Consider the following 18,078-nt stretch of genomic DNA (forward strand, 5'->3'; position numbering starts at 1 on the left):
GTTAGGAGCGTGCATGCGTCCGTCAGGGCGGCGTCAGGGATCCGTTAGGAGCGGCCTGGAGGCCCGGCGCAGGACGCAGCATCGGTTCGGCACCACTCGTGGTGCCGGTCCGCGTCACCCGGCGCGGACACCGCAGATCTTCTGGAGTCCCTCGTGTTCGACGTGTTCGTCGTCGCCGGTGTCCTCGCCGTGTTCGGCGTGGTGGCACTGATCGCCAAGGGGGTGGAACGGCTGTGATCGGCATCACCATCGCGGCCGCCGTCCTCGGCATCGCCGCAGTCGTGTACCTCGTCTGGGCGCTCGTGCGTCCGGAGCGCTTCTAGTGGGCGCCGCGGACGTCTGGGCGGGCATCGCCCAGGTCGCCACGCTCGTCCTGCTGCTCGTCGTCGCGTACCGCCCGCTCGGTGACTGGATGGCGAAGGTCTTCACGCCCGTCCGCCACAACCGGGTCGAGCGCGGGGTCTACCGGCTGATCGGGGTCGACCCGGACGCCGAGCAGTCGTGGCCCGTGTACCTGCGCGGCGTGCTGCTCTTCAGCGTCGCCGGGCTCCTGCTCGTCTACCTGCTGCAGCGCATCCAGGTCGTCCTGCCCGGCGACCTCGGGCTGCCCGGCGTCGGACCCTCGCTCGCGTTCAACACCGCGGCGTCGTTCGTGTCGAACACGAACTGGCAGTCGTACTCGCCCGAGGTCACCCTCGGCTACACGGTGCAGATGGCCGGCCTGGCGGTGCAGAACTTCCTGTCCGCGGCCGTCGGCCTGGCGGTTGCCGTGGCCCTGGTGCGCGGGTTCGCCCGTCGCAAGTCGGGCACGCTCGGCAACGTGTGGGTGGACATCGTCCGCGGGCTCGGCCGACTGCTGCTGCCCGGGGCGTTCGTCTTCGCGATCATCCTCGTCGCCGGCGGGGTCGTCCAGTCGTGGGGGAGCGGCACCGACGTCACCACGCTCATCGGTGGCACGCAGCACATCCCGGACGGGTTCGTCGCGTCGCAGGAGGCGATCAAGGAGCTCGGCACGAACGGTGGTGGCTACTTCAACGCGAACTCGGCGCACCCGTTCGAGAACCCGCAGGCGTGGACGAACCTCGTCGAGATCTTCCTGATGCTCGTCATCCCGTTCTCGCTCCCGCGCACGTTCGGGCGCCTGGTCGGCGACGACCGCCAGGGGTACGCGATCCTCGCCGTGATGGGCGCGATCTTCCTCGTGTCGCTGTCGGTCATGTCGATCGCCGAACTCGGCGGCGGCGGTGTCGCCACACACGCTGCCGGTGCCGCGATGGAGGGCAAGGAGAGCCGCTTCGGCATCCTCGGTTCGACGCTCTTCTCGACCGCGACCACCTCGACGTCCACCGGTGCGGTCAACGCGATGCACGACAGCTACACCCCGATCGGCGGGATGATGGCGCTCGTCAACATGATGCTCGGCGAGGTCACCCCCGGCGGCGTCGGATCCGGCCTGTACGGCATGCTCGTGCTCGCCGTGATCACGGTGTTCATCGGCGGCCTGCTCGTCGGTCGCACCCCGGAGTACCTCGGCAAGAAGATCCGCGCCAAGGAGATGACCTTCGCGGCGCTGTACATCCTCGTCACGCCGACGCTCGTGCTCCTGGCCACCGGGCTCTCGCTCGTGATCCCCGGGGTCCGCGAACAGGTGCTCGGGACGTCGATCTTCAACCCCGGCAACCACGGGCTGACCGAGCTGCTCTACGCCTTCACCTCGGGTGCGAACAACAACGGCTCGGCCTTCGGCGGGCTCACCGCGAACACCACCTGGATGAACTCCTCGCTCGGCGTCGTGATGCTGCTCGGCCGCTTCGTGCCGATGGTGTTCGTCCTGGCGCTCGCCGGGTCCCTCGCCGCGCAGGACCGGGTGCCGGAGACCGCCGGCACGCTGCCCACCCACCGCCCGCTGTTCATCGGGCTGCTCGGCGGCGTCGCCGTCATCGTCACCGCACTCACCTACTTCCCGGTGCTCGCACTGGGTCCGCTCGCAGAAGGACTGTCATGACCACCCCCGTGACCACGGAGTCGGAACCGCGCACCGCCGTGGAACCGGCCACCCGCTCGTCCGCATTCGGACCCCGCCAACTGGTGGCGGGCCTCCCGGGCGCCCTGCGGAAACTCGATCCGCGACTCATGTGGCGGAACCCCGTCATGTTCATCGTCGAGGTCGGCGCGGCGCTGACGACGGCGGCTGCCGTCGTCGAGCCGTCCGCGTTCACGATCGCCATCGCCGTCTGGCTCTGGCTCACCGTCGTCTTCGCCAACCTGGCGGAGTCGGTGGCCGAGGGCCGTGGCAAGGCGCAGGCCGACACCCTGCGGAAGACCCGCTCGACCACGAGCGCCCGTCGGGTGCTCGGGTACGCGACGACCGACGCGGCCGCGACCGGCAACGAGACCGAGGAGGTCGCGTCCGTCGACCTGGCCAAGGGCGACGTGGTCGTGGTCGTCGCCGGCGAGGTCATCCCCGGCGACGGTGACGTCATCGACGGCATCGCGTCGGTCGACGAGTCGGCCGTCACCGGCGAGTCCGCACCGGTCATCCGCGAGTCCGGCGGTGACCGCAGTGCCGTCACCGGCGGCACCCGGGTGCTGTCGGACCGGATCGTGGTGCGCATCACCTCGACGCCGGGTGAGACCTTCATCGACCGGATGATCCGCCTGGTCGAGGGTGCGGCACGGCAGAAGACGCCGAACGAGATCGCGCTGAACATCCTGCTCGCCTCGTTGTCGATCGTCTTCGTGATCGTCTGCCTGACGATGCAGCCCATCGCGGGACTCGTCGGTGCGACGGTCAGCGTGCCGGTGCTCATCGCCCTGCTCGTCTGCCTCATCCCGACCACCATCGGAGCCCTGCTCTCCGCGATCGGCATCGCCGGCATGGACCGGCTCGTGCAGCACAACGTGCTGGCGATGTCGGGCCGCGCGGTCGAGGCCGCCGGCGACATCACGACGCTGCTGCTCGACAAGACCGGCACGATCACCTACGGCAACCGTCGGGCATCCCGCGTGGTGCCGGTGCCGGGCGTGAGCGAGGCTTCGCTCATGGCGGCAGCCGCGCTGTCGAGCGCCGCCGACGGGACACCGGAAGGCCGCTCGATCGTGTCGCTCGCTGCTGACGCAGGGGTGGCGCCGGCACTGCCGGACGGCGCTGTCGAGGTGCCGTTCACGGCGCAGACGCGCATGTCCGGTCTCGACCTGCCCGACGGCTCACAGATCCGGAAGGGCGCCGCTGCGGCAGTGCTCGCCTGGGCGGACACCACCGATGCCGGTGTGGTTTCGGCCATCGACGCGACCGTCGCGGAGATCTCCGACCAGGGCGGCACCCCGCTCGTCGTCGGTCGCCGCTCGTCAACGGGCGCGGTCGCCCTGCTCGGCGTCGTGCACCTGAAGGACGTCGTCAAGGACGGCATGGCGTCGCGGTTCGCCGAGCTCCGGTCGATGGGCATCCGCACGGTGATGATCACCGGCGACAACCCCCGCACCGCGGCCGCCATCGCCCACGAGGCCGGCGTCGACGACTTCCTCGCCGAGGCCACCCCGGAGGACAAGCTCGCCTACATCAAGCGCGAGCAGGAGGGCGGCAACCTCGTCGCCATGACCGGTGACGGCACCAACGACGCCCCGGCCCTGGCCCAGGCGGACGTCGGCGTCGCGATGAACACCGGCACGACGGCGGCGAAGGAGGCGGGCAACATGGTCGACCTCGACTCCGACCCGACCAAGCTCATCGACGTCGTCCGCATCGGCAAGCAGCTGCTCATCACCCGCGGTGCCCTGACCACCTTCTCCATCGCCAACGACGTCGCGAAGTACTTCGCGATCATCCCGGCGATGTTCCAGGCGGCGTTCCCCGGGCTCGCGGCGCTCAACATCATGGGGCTGCACAGCCCGTCGTCCGCGATCCTGTCGGCGGTCATCTTCAACGCGCTCGTCATCGTGGCGCTCATCCCGCTGTCCCTGCGTGGCGTCAAGTACCGCGCGGCCGCAGCGTCGTCGATCCTCGGCCGCAACCTGCTCGTCTACGGGCTGGGCGGCGTGGTCGTCCCCTTCATCGGCATCAAACTGATCGACCTCGTGGTCGGTCTCATCCCGGGGTTCTAGTCATGGCATCTGCACGTTCCACCTTCCGTTCCGCCGGTGTGGCCATCCGCCTCACCCTCGTCGCCACCGTCGTCCTGGGCGTCGGCTACCCGCTCGCCGTCTGGGGAGTCGGCCAGGCGGCGTTCCACGACCAGGCCAACGGTTCGATGGTCACGGACTCGTCCGGCAAGGTCGTCGGTTCCTCGTTGATCGGGCAGTCGTTCACCGGCAAGCAGGCCGACCGCTGGTTCCAGTCGCGGCCGTCCGCCGCCGGGGACGGCTACGACGCGGGGGCGTCCTCCGGCTCGAACCTCGGGCCGAACAACGCCGACCTGCTCAAGGCCGTCGAGGAGCGTCGTGCGGCGCTGGCGAAGGCCGACGGGGTCCCCGCCGCGCAGGTGCCTGCCGACGCCGTGACCGCATCCGGTTCGGGGCTCGACCCGGACATCAGCCCGGCCTACGCGTCCCAGCAGGTGGCTCGAGTGGCCTCGGCGCGGGGGTTGCCCGTCGCAACCGTGCGGCAGCTCGTGGCGTCGCACACCGAGTCGCGGCAGCTCGGGTTCCTCGGTGAGCCCGTGGTGAACGTGTTGTCGCTGAACCTGGCCCTGGCGAAGCTGTCCTGACCGTGGGTGACCCCTCCGCAAAACACCGGTGCTCGCGCGTCGAACACCCGCAATCCGCGGTGCGACAGGTGAACACCGGTGTTTTGCGGAGACCGACCCCCGCACGCGAGAGGATGAGCACGTGAAGCGCGGGAAGCTGCGGGTCCTGCTCGGTGCGGCGCCCGGTGTCGGCAAGACCTACACGATGCTCGAAGAGGGGCGTCGGCTGCTCGACGAGGGACGCGACGTGGTCGTCGCCGTCGTCGAGACGCACGAGCGCGCCGCCACCGCGGCACTGGTGGACGGGCTCGAGGTCGTGCCCCGCCGCACCGTCTCGCACCGGGGTGTCGACCTGGACGACCTCGACCTCGACGCCGTCATCGCCCGGGCACCCGAGGTCGCGCTGGTCGACGAACTCGCGCACACGAACGCCCCGGGGAGCCCGAACGAGAAACGCTGGCAGGACGTCGAAGCGCTGCGGGACGCCGGCATCGACGTCATCTCGACCGTCAACGTGCAGCACATGCAGTCCCTCGGCGACGTGGTCCGCGAGATCACCGGCACCGTGCAGCGCGAGACCGTCCCCGACGCCGTGGTGCGCGCGGCCGACCAGATCGAGGTCGTCGACCTGGCCCCGGCAGCGCTGCGCGAACGGCTCTCCGACGGGCTCGTGTACCCGGCGGCCCGGATCGACGCCGCGCTGTCGAACTACTTCCGCCTCGGCAACCTCACCGCACTGCGCGAGATCGCTCTGCTCTGGCTCGCCGACGAGGTCGACGACGCGCTCAAGGCCTACCGCGCCGAGCACGGCATCGAGCACCGGTGGGAGACCCGGGAGCGCGTGCTCGTCGCCCTGACCGGCGGCCCCGAGGGCGAGACCCTGTTGCGCCGCGGCGCCCGCATCGCCGCCCGCAGTGCCGGCGGTGAACTCGCCGCCGTGCACGTGACGACGAACGACGGCCTGCGCGTCCGGCACCCCGGCGCGCTCGGCAAGCAGCGGACCCTGCTCGAGCAGCTCGGTGGGACGTACCACCAGGTCGTCGGCGACGACGTGCCGAGCACGCTGGTGCGGTTCGCGCGGTCGATCGACGCCACCCAGATCGTGATCGGGGTCAGCCGCCGCAGTCGGCTCGCGGCCGCCATGACCGGCCCGGGGATCGGCAACACCGTGATCCGCGAGTCCGGCGACATCGACGTGCACGTCGTCACGCACGAGCGAGCCGGCGGCGGGATCACCCTGCCGAAGCTCGGCGGCAGCCTGTCGCGCGGCCGGGTGGTCGCCGCGTTCGTCCTGTCGGTCCTGGTCGGGCCGCTGCTCACGTGGGTGCTGTCGATCGGCAGTGATCCGGACGCCATCACGGTGGACGTACTGGCGTACCAGCTGCTCGTCCTGGTCGTGGCGCTCGTGGGCGGGATGTGGCCGGCGGTGTTCACGGCCGTGCTGTCCGGACTGAGCCTCGACTACTTCTTCGTGCAACCCCTCTACATGGTCACCGTCCAGCAGCCGTGGCACCTGTTCGCCCTGGTCATGTACGTGATCAGTGCGGTGCTGGTCAGCTTCGTGGTCGACCGGTCTGCTCGGCGGTCGCGCGCTGCCCGTCGGGCCTCGGCCGAGTCCGGGCTCCTGATGGGCATCGCCGGCAGCGTGCTCCGCGGCGACGACGCCCTGCAGGCGCTGCTCGACCGCACCCGTGAAGCCTTCGGCTTCGCCGGCGTCCGGATCCGCCAGGGCGACGAGGTGCCGGCGACCTCCGGCGAGTTCGGTGCGACGCCGGACGCGTCGACGACGCTGGCGTCCGGCGCCGTGCTCGAGTTCGCCGGTGCGCCCGACGACCCGACCCAACGCCGGCTGCTGCGGGTCGTCGAGCAGCAGCTCGACGCCGCCGTCGAGCACCGGGAGCTGACCCGCACCGCCGTCGGCGCCGAGCGCATCGCCGCCGCCGACCGGGTCCGGAGCGCGCTGCTCGCGGCCGTCGGCCACGACGTGCGCCGACCCATCGCCGCGGCCTCCGCCGCCGTGCAGACGCTGCGTGCGTCCGACATCGACCTGTCCGGGGCCGACCGGGAGGCGCTGCTCGCGACCGCCGACGAGAGCCTCGGTCAGCTGGCGGTGCTGTTGGCAGACCTGTTGGACGTCAGCCGCGTGCAGGCCGGAGTCCTCGCGGTCACCCCGGCGGCGATCGCGCTCGAGACGGTGGTCGCGCCGGCGCTCGACGAGCTGGAGCTCGGCCCCGACGACGTCGACCTCGACCTGCCCGCGGACCTGCCGCCGGTGCTCGCCGACCCGGTCCTGCTGCAGCGCGTCGTCGTGAACCTGCTCGCCAACGCCGCCCGGTACGCACCGGACGGCACCCACGTCCGGGTCGCCGCCAGCGCCTTCGCCGGCGGGGTCGAACTCCGCGTCGCCGACCACGGCCCCGGGATCCCCGAGGACCGCCGCGACGAGGTGTTCCAGCCGTTCCAGCGGCTCGGAGACACCGACAACGAGACCGGCCTCGGGCTCGGCCTGGCCCTGGCGCGCGGGTTCACCGAGGGCATGGGCGGCACGATCGAGGTCGACGACACCCCGGGCGGTGGGCTCACCGTCGTGGTGCGGCTGCCGATCGCCGGGCACGTGGGAGTGGAGATCCGATGAAGGTCCTGATCGCTGACGACGACGCGCAGCTCGTCCGCGCGCTGTCGGTGACGCTCTCGGCGCGCGGGTACGACGTCGTCACGGCTCGGGACGGGCGCGAGGCGATCGACGCCGTCATCACCGAGCGCCCCGACCTGGTGCTGCTCGACCTCGGCATGCCCCGGCTCGACGGCATCGGGGTGCTCGAGGGCGTCCGGGCTTGGTCGCAGGTGCCGGTCCTCGTGCTCTCGGGGCGCACCGACTCGTCGGACAAGGTCGACGCGCTCGACGCCGGTGCGGACGACTACGTGACGAAGCCGTTCCAGATGGACGAGCTCCTCGCCCGGCTGCGGGCACTCGGGCGGCGCCGTGTGGTGGCGTCCGAGGAGACCCCGACGATCGCGATCGGACCGCTGCTCGTGGACCTCGTCGCGAAGCAGGTCACCCCGGCCGAGGGCCCCGCGATCCGCCTGACGCCCACCGAGTGGCGCCTGCTCGAGGTCCTGGTCACGAACCCCGACCGCCTGATGACCCGCGAGATGCTGTTGACCGAGGTCTGGGGCCCGACGCACGGCAACGACTCCGGGTACCTGCGCCTCTACATGGCCCAGCTGCGGCGGAAGCTCGAGCCCGATCCCGCGCACCCGCGCTACCTGGTGACGGAGTCCGGCATGGGGTACCGCTTCGCCCCCGGAGCGTAGGGCGGACCGCCGCCGCGGACACCCTGGCGGGTCGCTGTCGGGGAACTGTCGTGTCGGTGGCGGGTCCCTGTCGTGGTGCGGCGTTCCGCGGTTCCCTACTGTTCAGGACATGAACGAGATGCGGATCGGTGAACTCCGACGACTGCGGGGCTGGACCCAGGAACGACTGGCCGAGACGAGCGGCATCGCCGTGCGGACGGTGCAACGGATGGAGAGCGGCAACGACGCGAGCCTCGAGTCGCTGTCCGCGGTGGCCACGGCCCTCGAGGTCCCCGTGCGCGACCTGTTCGCCACCGAGGAGCCGGCCTCGCTCGACCCGGGGGTGCGCGGGCTCGACGAGCGCGCCGAGCGGGAGCAGGCGCAGCGCGACGCTGCTTCGCGCGGCTGGCAGTACCTGTACTCCGGCGTCGGCATCGTCGTGACGCTCGGCACCCTGGCACTGATCGGTTCGCGCATCTGGCCGGGGGCCGCGATCTTCGTCATCCCCATCTACTGGGCGGGTGGGCGGCTGCTCTCGCAGTTCCTGATGGCGACCGTCGTCGAGCCCGCGCTCGACCGTCGGTACCCGTTGTCGCGGTCTCGTCGGGACGCCTCGTCGCGGTCCCGTCGGTTCACGCCCGGGAGCTGAACGCCGCGAGCTCCGCCCGGGTCCGGGCGCCGTGCTTCCGGAGCAGGTTCGCCACGTGGTACTTCACCGTGTTGACGCTGATGCCGAGCCCCTCGGCGATCTCCCGGTTGCCGACACCGGTCGCCACGAGCCGCAGCACGTCGCGCTCCCGCGGGGTCAGGTCGCCGTCGTCGACCGCGTCCACCTCGGTCGGCCGCGGGTCGAGCGGCAGTGAGATGTCGAGCACGGACCCCCAGCCGGGCGTGCTCGCGACCTGCACCCGCCCGTCGAGCGTGACGACCCGCTCCGCGATCGGTCGCATGGCGTCGTCCTGCACGTCGAGCGTGCCGGAGCCGTCGTCCCGGAGCTGCATGAGCAGGTTCCGGCCGTCGCAGTCCCACTGGATGCGCACCCGCTTCGCCGCACCGTCGTCGACCAGGGCGAGCACCGCGGTCCGGACGATCGCCCGGGCCGCGTGGGCGACGTCACCCGGGAGCGCGCGGCCGGTGGCCGGCGGCTCGACGAACTGCACGTCGAGGTCCCCGAAGCGCACGAGCGGTCGCAGGTCGGCGCGCAACCGCGAGAACGCACCGGTGACGGGTTCGAGCAGGGTGCTCCGCTGCTGATCGGTCACGGTGCGCAGGTCGACGAGGGCGGCCGAGGCGATCTCGACGGCCTCCGCCCGGGCAGCCGCGTCGGTGACCCGCGACGACCGGAGCACGGCGAGGACGGACTCCAGGGTGAGCGCGTGCCGGTCCGCCTGCTCGGCGACGGTCCGGGCGTGCTCGGCGGCCGCGAGCCGGATGGCGGAGCCGCCCCGGGCCTCCAGGGTGTCGACCGATGCGTCCATGGACGCGACCGTACCCGTCCCACCCGAGCGGACGGGCCCACCCGATGGGATGGGGTCCCTGCCGGGGCGGGTAGCGGCGTGCCGGGGCGCGCGACGGAAGGATCGAGGGCATGGCAGCAACCACCGTCTCCGCAGCGCTCGACCTGGTCGTCCGCGAGGTCGGCGACCTGGCGGCCCGCCTCGACGACGCCCCGGCCCAGCGCGCACTCGACCTCATCGAGGGCGCCGACCGGGTGTTCGTCCACGGCGCCGGTCGCTCCGGCCTCGCCCTCCGCATGACCGCGATGCGCCTCATGCACCTCGGGCTCGACGCCCACGTCGTCGGCGAGGTCACCACTCCGGCCATCCGTCCGGGTGACCTGCTCCTCGTCGCGAGCGGCTCCGGTACGACCACCGGCATCGTGCAGGCCGCGCGCACCGCGCACGAGGTCGGCGCATCCGTCGTGGCGCTCTCGACCACCGACGACTCCCCGCTCTCCGAGCTGGCGGACGTCACGATCGTGCTGCCCGCCGCGACGAAGACCGACCGCTCCGGCACCGCCTCGGCCCAGTACGCCGGTGGCCTCTTCGAACAGGCGGTCGCCCTGGTGGGCGACGCCGTGTTCCACGCCCTGTGGACCCGAGGCGGGCAGTCCGCCGACGACCTCTGGCCCCGTCACGCCAACCTCGAATGAAAGGCACACCCATGCAGCTCCAGTTCGCCATGGACACCCTGACCACCGAAGCCGCCCTCGAGCTCGCCGCCGCGGCCGCGCCGCACGTCGACGTCCTCGAGCTCGGCACGCCCCTGATCAAGAGCGCCGGCCTGTCCGCCGTCACCGCGATCAAGGAAGCACACCCCGACAAGATCGTGTTCGCCGACCTCAAGACCATGGACGCCGGTGAGCTCGAGGCTGACATCGCCTTCTCGGCCGGTGCCGACCTGGTCACCGTCCTCGGTGTCGCCGGCGACTCGACGATCGTCGGCGCCGTCAAGGCCGCCAAGAAGCACGGCAAGGGCATCGTCGTCGACCTGATCGGCGTCTCCGACAAGGCCGCCCGCGCCCGCGAGGTCGTCGCGCTCGGCGCCGAGTTCGTCGAGGTCCACGCCGGGCTCGACGAGCAGGCGGAAGAGGGCTTCACGTTCTCGACCCTGCTCGACGCCGGCAAGGACTCGGGCGTCCCGTTCTCGATCGCGGGCGGCGTGAACGCGTCCTCGGTCGCCTCGGTGCAGGAGGCCGGTGCCCGCATCGCCGTCGCCGGCAGCGCGATCTACAGCGCCTCGGACGTCGGCGCAGCAGCCGCCGAGATCCGCGCCGCCATCAAGTAGCGCGTCCCAGTCGCCCTCCTCGGGCGACGGTCAACGAGTGAGCAGAAGACGTCGAGTGCGACCACCGCACCCGACGTCTTCTGCTCACTGGCTCCCGCCCCTGCGGTCACACCCCGCCCCGCGGTAGCGTCGGGCCGTGGGGATCGAACTGCGCCGCGCGACCGCCGACGACTGGGAAGCCTGGCGACCAGTGCGCCTCCGCGCGCTCGCCGATGCCCCGCACGCCTTCGGCTCGACGCTGCAGGACTGGGCGAACGCACCCGAACACCGGTGGCGCACCCGCCTGTCGATCCCGGGAGCGCTCGACCTGCTCGCAGTCGACACCGCTGCCGAGGTTCCCGGCACGGTCGTCGGGATGGCCAGCGGGATCCCACCCACCGGCCCCGACGGCCCCGCCGAGCTCATCTCGATGTGGGTCGACCCGGCAGCGCGCGGCCGCGGTGTTGCCCGCGCCCTCATCGACGCGATCGCCGTGTGGGCGGCGACCTCCGGAGCCACCGAACTCGAACTCTCGGTGCTGCCCGACAACGCCGTCGCCCGCCGCGCCTACGAGCGAGTCGGCTTCAGCGCCCGCGACGAACCCGGCGATCCGTTGCCGGACGGTCGGACCGAGGTCCGGATGCGTCGTACGGTGGCCACATGAACCGAGCGCTGCGCTGGACCTCCTGGATCGTCGCCGTCGTCGTGCTGATCGCGGTGGTGTTCCTCGTGTGGGCGCACATCGTGATGCAGGGCACCCGCAGCGCTGCCCTGCAGGTCTGGCGCGACGACCGGATCGCGGTCCGGGACGCCGGTGACTCGGTGGTGATGACCCCGACCGGCCAGGCCGACGGGGTCGGGATCGTCTTCATCCCCGGCGCGAAGGTCGATCCGTACGCCTACATGGCCACGTTCCGGCAGGTGGTCGCCAACGGCACGACGGTGGTCATCACGAAGCCGACGCTGAACCTCGCGTTCTTCGACACCCGGCCGCTCGCCACGTTCGAGGCCCACGCGCCCTCGGTCACACGCTGGGGGGTCGGCGGGCACTCCCTCGGCGGGGTCCGCGCGTGCCAGCTCGCCCAGGACGCCGACGGCTTGCTGCTGCTCGGCAGCTACTGCGCGAACGACATCAGCCGCTCCTACATCGACGTGCTGAGCGTCTCCGGTTCGCGTGACGGCCTGTCGACGCCGGCCAAGGTCGACGCCGCGCGGGACAAGCTGCCGTCGACCGCCACCATGACCGAGATCCAGGGGTCGAACCACGCCGACTTCGGTGCCTACGGCGACCAGCCGGGCGACCGCACGGCGACCATCAGCCGTGCTGATGCCCGCCAGCAGATCTCGGACGCGATCGAGGCCTGGGTGCGCGACCTGCGCTGACCAGGCGGGCGGACCGGCGGACGCACCACGGGCCTCCAGACGGTCTGCCTGGAGGCCCGTGGTGCGTGACGTCAGTGGATCACGCCCGCCTCGTGGTCGCGTCCTGAACGTCGCCCAGTGAACCGGGCGACGAAGTACAGGACCACGCCGACGGCGAGCAGGATCGCGGCGTAGAGCCAGACCTGACCGCTCTGCTGCGTCAGCAGCAGGATGCACGACAGCACCCCGAGCACCGGGACGAACGTCCAGACCCGGAAGTGGTCGTGCTCGACGTGGTCGCGGCGGAGCACCAGCACGGCGACGTTCGTGCTGATGAACACGAAGAGCAGCAGGAGCACGACGGTCTCGGCCAGCACGCCCACGTCGCCCACCAGGGTCAGGAGCATCGCGACGACCGTGGTGGCGACGATGGCGGTCCACGGGGTCTTCCGGTTCGGCAGGACCTTCGCGAGCAGGGCGGGCAGGAGCCGCTGCTCGGCCATGCCGTAGGTCACGCGGCTCGACATGATCATCGTGAGCAGCGCGCCGTTCGCGACGGCGACCAGGGCGATGAGGCTGAAGACCCAGTCGGGGATCGGGACGCCGGTGGCGGAGACGACCGCGAGGAGCGGGCCGCTGGACTCGGACAGCTCCGACGCGGGCAGGGCGATCGCACTGGCGAGGGCGACGAGGACGTAGACGACGCCGGCCGTGGCGAGGGCACCGAACAGGGCCTTCGGGTAGACGCGGCGGGGGTCGCGGACCTCCTCCGCGATGTTGGCGGACGTCTCGAAGCCGACGAACGAGTAGTAGGCGACGATCGCGGCGCTCAGGGTCGCCAGGGCCGGGTTCGCCTCGGACGGGAACGCGCCGATCCGGGAGACGTCACCGCCGCCACCGCCGAGCATCACGGCCACGACCACGATCACGATGACCAGGCCGGAGACCTCGATGATCGTCATCACGACGTTGCTCTTGAGCGAGTCGGAGATGCCGCGGGCGTTCAGGCAGGCGATCAGGGCGAGGAAGACGATCGCGGTGGGCACGGGCGGCAGGTCGACGAACGTGCCGAGGTAGTCGCCGGCGAAGGCGAGCGACAGACCGGCGGCGCTCGTGACGCCGGCGGCGAGCATGCTGAACCCGACCAGGAACGAGACGATCGGCGCCTTGTAGGCGCGTTCGGCGAAGACCGCGGCACCGCCGGCCTTCGGGTACTTCGTCACGAGTTCGGCGTAGGAGCCCGCGGTGAGCAGGGCCAGCAGGAGCGCGAGCACCAGCGGTGCCCAGAGCGCACCGCCGACGTCCTTCGCCAGCGTCCCCATCAGGGCGTAGATGCCGGCACCGAGCACGTCGCCGAGGATGAAGAGGAACAGCAGCGGGCCGGTGATCGCCTGGCGGAGCTTCGACTGCGTGCCGTCGTGGGGTGCGGCCGTGGTGTCGCTGGTCATGGTGGTGCCTTTCGTCCGGGTCAGCGTGCCGGGGCCTGTCTCAGAGGCCTCACAGGTGCACCGTGGCGGGGGTCCTCCCTGCACGGCGGAGCGGCCGGTGAACTCGCTCCACAGGGTGCGGCGCGTCGGAACGTCCGGACTGGAGCGGTCCTAGACTCGTCGGGAGCCACACGTCCACCACCAGTCCCCGGAGGACCGCAGATGACGACGCAGGACCAGCGCACGCCCGCGCGACTCAGTGACCAGCGCGCGCTCCTGTTCGACCTCGACGGCGTGCTCACCCCGACCGCCGACGTCCACATGCGCGCGTGGAGCCGACTGTTCACGCCGTACCTCGAAGCACACGGGGTCGCGCCGTACACCGAGCAGGACTACTTCACCTCCATCGACGGCAAGCCCCGCTACGACGGCGTGCGCTCGCTGCTCGAGTCGCGCGGCATCGACCTGCCGCAGGGCACTCCCGACGACGCGCCGGACACCGACACGGTGTGCGGGCTCGGCAACCGGAAGAACGCGGAGTTCACCGCCGAGCTCGACGAGCACGGCGTCGAGCCCTACCCGGGGTCGCTCCGGTTCCTGACCGCCGCGATCGCCGCAGGCATGTCCGTCGCGGTCGTCTCGAGCTCGGCGAACGCCACGTCGGTGCTCCGGACGGCGGGCATCCTCGACCGGTTCCCCGTCGTCGTCGACGGGCTCGTCGCGCGCCAGGACGGCCTGACCGGCAAGCCGGCGCCCGACACCTACCTCGACGCGGCGACCCGGTTCGGACTCACCGCCGCCGAGTGCGTCGTGGTCGAGGACGCCACCAGCGGGGTCGAAGCCGGCCGCAACGGGTCGTTCGGTCTCGTCGTCGGTGTCGACCGCGGTGCCGGGGCGGACGCCCTGCGCGAGCACGGTGCCGACGTCGTCGTGTCCGACCTCGACGAACTCATCGACCAGCTGCCCGCACCGGCCACCAGCACGACGTAGGCCACCCGGCCGGACGCTCCCTGGCTGCCGGCCGCACCGACGTACCCATCTCCCTCCCTTCCCACGGAGCAGCATGAACCCCATCACCTCGGACCCCCTCGACCGCGTCCGCTACCCGATCGACGAGTGGGCCCTCGTCGAGACCGAGTACACCCCCGACGAGCAGGGCGTCGCCGAGACGAACTTCGCCGTCGGCAACGGGTACCTCGGCCTGCGCGGCAACCTCGACGAAGGCCGTGGCGGCGTGCAGTACGGCACGTACATCAACGGGTTCCACGAGACCTGGCCGATCCGGCACGCGGAAGACGCCTTCGGCTTCGCGAAGACCGGGCAGACGATCATCAACGCGCCCGACGCCAAGGTCATCCGCCTGTACGTCGACGACGAGCCGCTCGTGCTGGCCGAGGCCGACATCCTCCGGCACACGCGTCGGCTGGAGTTCCGCGGCGGCTACCTGTTCCGCGAGACCGAGTGGTCGACGCCGTCCGGCAAGCGGGTGCTCATCCGGGCACGTCGACTCGTGTCGTTCACCGACCGGCACCTCGCCGTCATCGACTACGAGGTCACCGTGCTCGACGCGGACGCCTCGATCCTGCTGTCGAGCCAGATCCTCAACCGCCAGGACGTGCAGGACGAGTACCACGCCGGCATGCGGGCCGCGGCGAACGCCTTCGACCCCCGCAAGGCCGAGTCGTTCACCGAGCGGGTGCTCGTGCCGAAGCTCAAGCGCAGCACCGGCGGCCGTTCGGTCCTCGGGTACCAGGCGTCCAGCTCCGGCATGACGATCTGCGTCGGCGTCGAGCACCACATCGAGACCGAGAACAGCTGGGACGAGTCGTCGTCGATCGAGGACGACCTGGCGAAGCACGTCTACCGGGTGCAGGCCCGCGCGGGGCAGCCCATCCGGCTCGTGAAGCACGTGGTCTACCACACCTCCCGCGGGGTGCCCGTGCGCGAGCTCGCCGACCGGTGCGACCGCACGCTCGACCGCGCGCACGCCGAGAACGTCGACGAGACCTTCGCGAAGCAGCGCGACTGGCTCGACGACTACTGGGCCCGCAGCGACGTCGAGATCGCCGGTCAGCCCGCGATCCAGCAGGCCGTCCGCTGGAACCTCTTCCAGCTCGCGCAGGCCACCGCCCGCACCGACGGCCACGGCATCGCCGCGAAGGGCGTCACCGGCTCCGGCTACGGCGGCCACTACTTCTGGGACATGGAGATCTACGTCCTGCCGTTCCTGTCGTACACGGCGCCGATCGTCGCCCGGAACGCCCTGCGCTTCCGCTACAACATGCTCGACGCGGCACGGGCTCGGGCCCGCGAGCTGAACCAGCGCGGCGCCCTGTTCCCGTGGCGGACGATCAACGGTGAAGAGTCCAGCGCCTACTACGCCGCCGGCACCGCGCAGTACCACATCGACGCCGACATCTCGCATGCGCTCATGCAGTACGTACGGGCCTCGGGCGACCGCGAGTTCCTGAAGCGCGGCGCCATCGACGTGCTCGTGGAGACCGCCCGGCTCTGGGCCGACCTCGGGTTCTGGCGGTCCAACGGTGACAAGAAGTTCCACATCGACGGCGTCACCGGGCCGGACGAGTACACGACCGTCGTCGACGACAACCTCTACACGAACGTCATGGCGCGGGCGAACCTGTGGTTCGCCGTCAACGCCTGCCGCGAGCTCGCCGCCGACGACGCCGAAGAGTACGACCGCATGGTGCGCCGGACCGGTCTGCAGCCGGACGAGCTCGTCGAGTGGGAGCACGCCGCCGAGTCGATGGAGATCCCCTTCGACCCGCACCGCGGCATCCACCCGCAGGACGCCCAGTTCCTCGACAAGGAACTCTGGGACCTCGAGAACACCCCCGAGTCCAAGCGCCCGCTGCTGCTCCACTACCACCCGCTGGTCATCTACCGGTTCCAGGTGCTGAAGCAGGCCGACGTCGTGCTCGCACTGTTCCTACAGGGGCACGAGTTCACGGATGCCGAGAAGCGTCGCGACTTCGACTACTACGACGCACTCACCACCGGTGACTCGACGCTGTCCGCGGTCGTGCAGTCGATCATGGCGGCCGAGGTCGGGTACCACGACCTCGCCGACCAGTACTTCCAGACCGCGCTCTACGTCGACCTGGCGGACCTGCACGGCAACACCTCGGACGGCGTGCACATCGCGTCGACCGGTGGCATCTGGGGTGCGCTCGTCAACGGCTTCGGCGGCATGCGCGACCACGGCGGCCGGATGAGCTTCAACCCGCGGCTGCCGAAGCACTGGGACCGTCTGTCCTACCGTCTGACGGTGCGAGGATCGCGGGTCCGGGTCGACCTCGAGCAGGAAGCCATGACGCTCACGGTCGAGACCGGTTCGGGCTTCACGGTGTGGGTGCACAACCAGCAGTGGGACATCGAGGCGGGGGAGCCCACCGTGGTGCCGCTGCTGCACCACGGGCCGCGGATGTCCGGGCACGCCCCGACCACGAGCGACATCCAGGGCACGCTGCGGGCGGACGGCTCGGTCATCACCGCGTCGATCCCGACGATCTCCCTGGAGCGCGACTTCGACCTCGACGACTCGACCGGCTGACGCCAGTACCTGCCCTGCCCTGCGCTGCAGTCGCACGTCGCCCCGGTTCCGCCTCGCGGAGCCGGGGCGACCTGTGTTCCCGGGACGTTGCCGGCGCCTCCGAGCGCGTCCAGCCGGCCCGGGGCACCGTGGTCTGCCGTGCCCCTCGGGTCGATGGCGTCTCCCCGGGCACGGTTCGTGCAACGAGAGGAGACATCATGGGCAACCGGTTCGAGGGCAAGGTCGCGATCGTCACGGGCGCAGGGTCCGGCATCGGTGAGGCGACGGCGCGGGCGTTCATCGACGAGGGCGCGTCGGTCGTGCTGACCGACAGCGTCGAGGAGAAGGTCCGCGCGGTGGGTGACTCCCTGCCGACGCACCGGGTCGTCGCCCTGCACGCCGACGTGGCGAGCCCGGAGGACTGGGAGACCGTCGTCTCGGCGGCGATCGACCGCTTCGACCGGCTCGACGTCCTGGTGAACAACGCCGGGACCTTCAGCTCGGGCGACATCACCGACATCAGCACGGCCGAGTGGCGCCGGGTCATCGAGACCGACCTGTCCGGTGTGTTCTACGGCACCCGGGCGGCCCTGCCGTTCCTGCGCGAGACGAAGGGGTCGATCGTCAACACGTCGTCGGTCTCCGGTGAGGACGCTGACTGGCGGATGAGCCCCTACAACGCGGCGAAGGGCGGCGTGACGAACTTCACCAAGGCGGCTGCCCTCGACAACGGGCAGTTCGGCGTGCGCGTGAACGCCGTCGCTCCGGGACTCATCTGGACCGACCTGACCCAGGAGCAGGCGGAGGACGAGGCCCTGCAGTCGAAGTTCACCGAGCGCATCGCCCTCGGCCGCGGAGGTCGCTCTGCCGAGGTCGCCGAGGCGATCCTGTTCCTGGCCAGCGACGCGGCCTCGTTCATCACGGGCGCGGTCCTGCCGGTGGACGGCGGCACCATGGCGAGCAACGGGCAGCCGCCGCAGGCCTGAGCTGCCGC

At 71.2% G+C, this 18,078-nt stretch carries 16 protein-coding genes; 14 read left to right on the forward strand and 2 right to left on the reverse strand.

What is annotated here, in order from left to right; translation table 11 throughout:
• Nucleotides 1-233: 233 nt before the first annotated feature.
• The 7 genes from DEJ01_RS03095 (at nucleotide 234) to DEJ01_RS03125 (ending at nucleotide 8,625) form a co-directional block, all read left to right on the forward strand.
• Entirely contained in the window at nucleotides 234-323 is a 90-nt protein-coding gene (locus DEJ01_RS03095) for a potassium-transporting ATPase subunit F (RefSeq protein WP_017887940.1), read from the forward strand.
• The gene (gene kdpA, locus DEJ01_RS03100) at nucleotides 323-2,005 is read left to right on the forward strand and encodes a potassium-transporting ATPase subunit KdpA (protein ID WP_111028926.1); all 1,683 of its coding nucleotides are present in this window, start codon (nucleotides 323-325) and stop codon (nucleotides 2,003-2,005) included. Before DEJ01_RS03095 ends, kdpA begins: the two co-directional genes overlap by 1 nt.
• Entirely contained in the window at nucleotides 2,002-4,101 is a 2,100-nt protein-coding gene (kdpB, locus tag DEJ01_RS03105) for a potassium-transporting ATPase subunit KdpB (RefSeq protein WP_111092189.1), read from the forward strand. Before kdpA ends, kdpB begins: the two co-directional genes overlap by 4 nt.
• Nucleotides 4,102-4,103: 2 nt before the next feature.
• Nucleotides 4,104-4,703 carry a K(+)-transporting ATPase subunit C gene (gene kdpC / locus DEJ01_RS03110; protein ID WP_111092190.1) on the forward strand — a complete coding sequence of 200 codons (600 nt, stop codon included), beginning with the start codon at nucleotides 4,104-4,106 and terminating at the stop codon, nucleotides 4,701-4,703.
• Between the two features lie 121 nt (nucleotides 4,704-4,824).
• Nucleotides 4,825-7,317, forward strand: coding sequence for an ATP-binding protein (locus DEJ01_RS03115; protein WP_111092191.1), 2,493 nt, complete (start codon nucleotides 4,825-4,827; stop codon nucleotides 7,315-7,317).
• Nucleotides 7,314-7,997: a response regulator gene (locus tag DEJ01_RS03120; protein WP_027466795.1), complete on the forward strand. Its 684-nt coding sequence runs from the start codon at nucleotides 7,314-7,316 to the stop codon at nucleotides 7,995-7,997. The genes DEJ01_RS03115 and DEJ01_RS03120 overlap by 4 nt, the downstream gene beginning before the upstream one ends.
• 109 nt (nucleotides 7,998-8,106) lie before the next feature.
• Nucleotides 8,107-8,625 (forward strand): helix-turn-helix domain-containing protein, encoded by a 519-nt coding sequence (locus DEJ01_RS03125; protein WP_027466794.1) that lies wholly within the window; start codon nucleotides 8,107-8,109, stop codon nucleotides 8,623-8,625.
• On the opposite strand, the gene DEJ01_RS03130 is transcribed toward DEJ01_RS03125, so the two are convergent.
• Complete coding sequence (locus DEJ01_RS03130; RefSeq protein WP_017887946.1) at nucleotides 8,609-9,454, reverse strand: LuxR C-terminal-related transcriptional regulator; 846 nt, start codon at nucleotides 9,452-9,454, stop codon at nucleotides 8,609-8,611. The two genes, DEJ01_RS03125 and DEJ01_RS03130, sit on opposite strands and share 17 nt — an antisense overlap.
• A 110-nt stretch (nucleotides 9,455-9,564) precedes the next feature.
• Between DEJ01_RS03130 and hxlB the strand changes: the two genes are divergently transcribed.
• The 4 genes from hxlB (at nucleotide 9,565) to DEJ01_RS03150 (ending at nucleotide 12,125) form a co-directional block, all read left to right on the forward strand.
• Nucleotides 9,565-10,128: a 6-phospho-3-hexuloisomerase gene (hxlB, locus tag DEJ01_RS03135; RefSeq protein WP_071406216.1), complete on the forward strand. Its 564-nt coding sequence runs from the start codon at nucleotides 9,565-9,567 to the stop codon at nucleotides 10,126-10,128.
• 11 nt (nucleotides 10,129-10,139) lie between these two features.
• On the forward strand, nucleotides 10,140-10,763 hold the full coding sequence (hxlA, locus tag DEJ01_RS03140; RefSeq protein WP_071406215.1) for a 3-hexulose-6-phosphate synthase: 624 nt from the start codon (nucleotides 10,140-10,142) through the stop codon (nucleotides 10,761-10,763).
• 136 nt (nucleotides 10,764-10,899) lie between these two features.
• The gene (locus tag DEJ01_RS03145; protein WP_111023340.1) at nucleotides 10,900-11,406 is read left to right on the forward strand and encodes a GNAT family N-acetyltransferase; all 507 of its coding nucleotides are present in this window, start codon (nucleotides 10,900-10,902) and stop codon (nucleotides 11,404-11,406) included.
• Entirely contained in the window at nucleotides 11,403-12,125 is a 723-nt protein-coding gene (locus DEJ01_RS03150) for an alpha/beta hydrolase (protein ID WP_111092192.1), read from the forward strand. The genes DEJ01_RS03145 and DEJ01_RS03150 overlap by 4 nt, the downstream gene beginning before the upstream one ends.
• Nucleotides 12,126-12,196: 71 nt before the next feature.
• On the opposite strand, the gene DEJ01_RS03155 is transcribed toward DEJ01_RS03150, so the two are convergent.
• Nucleotides 12,197-13,552 (reverse strand): APC family permease, encoded by a 1,356-nt coding sequence (locus DEJ01_RS03155; RefSeq protein ID WP_111023338.1) that lies wholly within the window; start codon nucleotides 13,550-13,552, stop codon nucleotides 12,197-12,199.
• 201 nt (nucleotides 13,553-13,753) lie between these two features.
• On the opposite strand from DEJ01_RS03155, the gene DEJ01_RS03160 reads away from it, so the two are divergent.
• The 3 genes from DEJ01_RS03160 to DEJ01_RS03170 all read left to right on the forward strand — a co-directional run bounded on the left by DEJ01_RS03160 (nucleotide 13,754) and on the right by DEJ01_RS03170 (nucleotide 18,070).
• On the forward strand, nucleotides 13,754-14,521 hold the full coding sequence (locus DEJ01_RS03160; protein ID WP_071406212.1) for an HAD family phosphatase: 768 nt from the start codon (nucleotides 13,754-13,756) through the stop codon (nucleotides 14,519-14,521).
• A 73-nt stretch (nucleotides 14,522-14,594) separates the two neighbouring features.
• Entirely contained in the window at nucleotides 14,595-17,105 is a 2,511-nt protein-coding gene (locus DEJ01_RS03165; RefSeq protein WP_111092193.1) for a glycoside hydrolase family 65 protein, read from the forward strand.
• A 197-nt stretch (nucleotides 17,106-17,302) separates the two neighbouring features.
• Nucleotides 17,303-18,070 (forward strand): SDR family NAD(P)-dependent oxidoreductase, encoded by a 768-nt coding sequence (locus DEJ01_RS03170; RefSeq protein ID WP_071406210.1) that lies wholly within the window; start codon nucleotides 17,303-17,305, stop codon nucleotides 18,068-18,070.
• The last annotated feature ends 8 nt before the right edge of the window (nucleotides 18,071-18,078 follow it).

It is taken from the genome of Curtobacterium sp. MCLR17_040, assembly GCF_003234735.1.
Classification (GTDB): Bacteria; Actinomycetota; Actinomycetes; order Actinomycetales; family Microbacteriaceae; genus Curtobacterium; species Curtobacterium flaccumfaciens.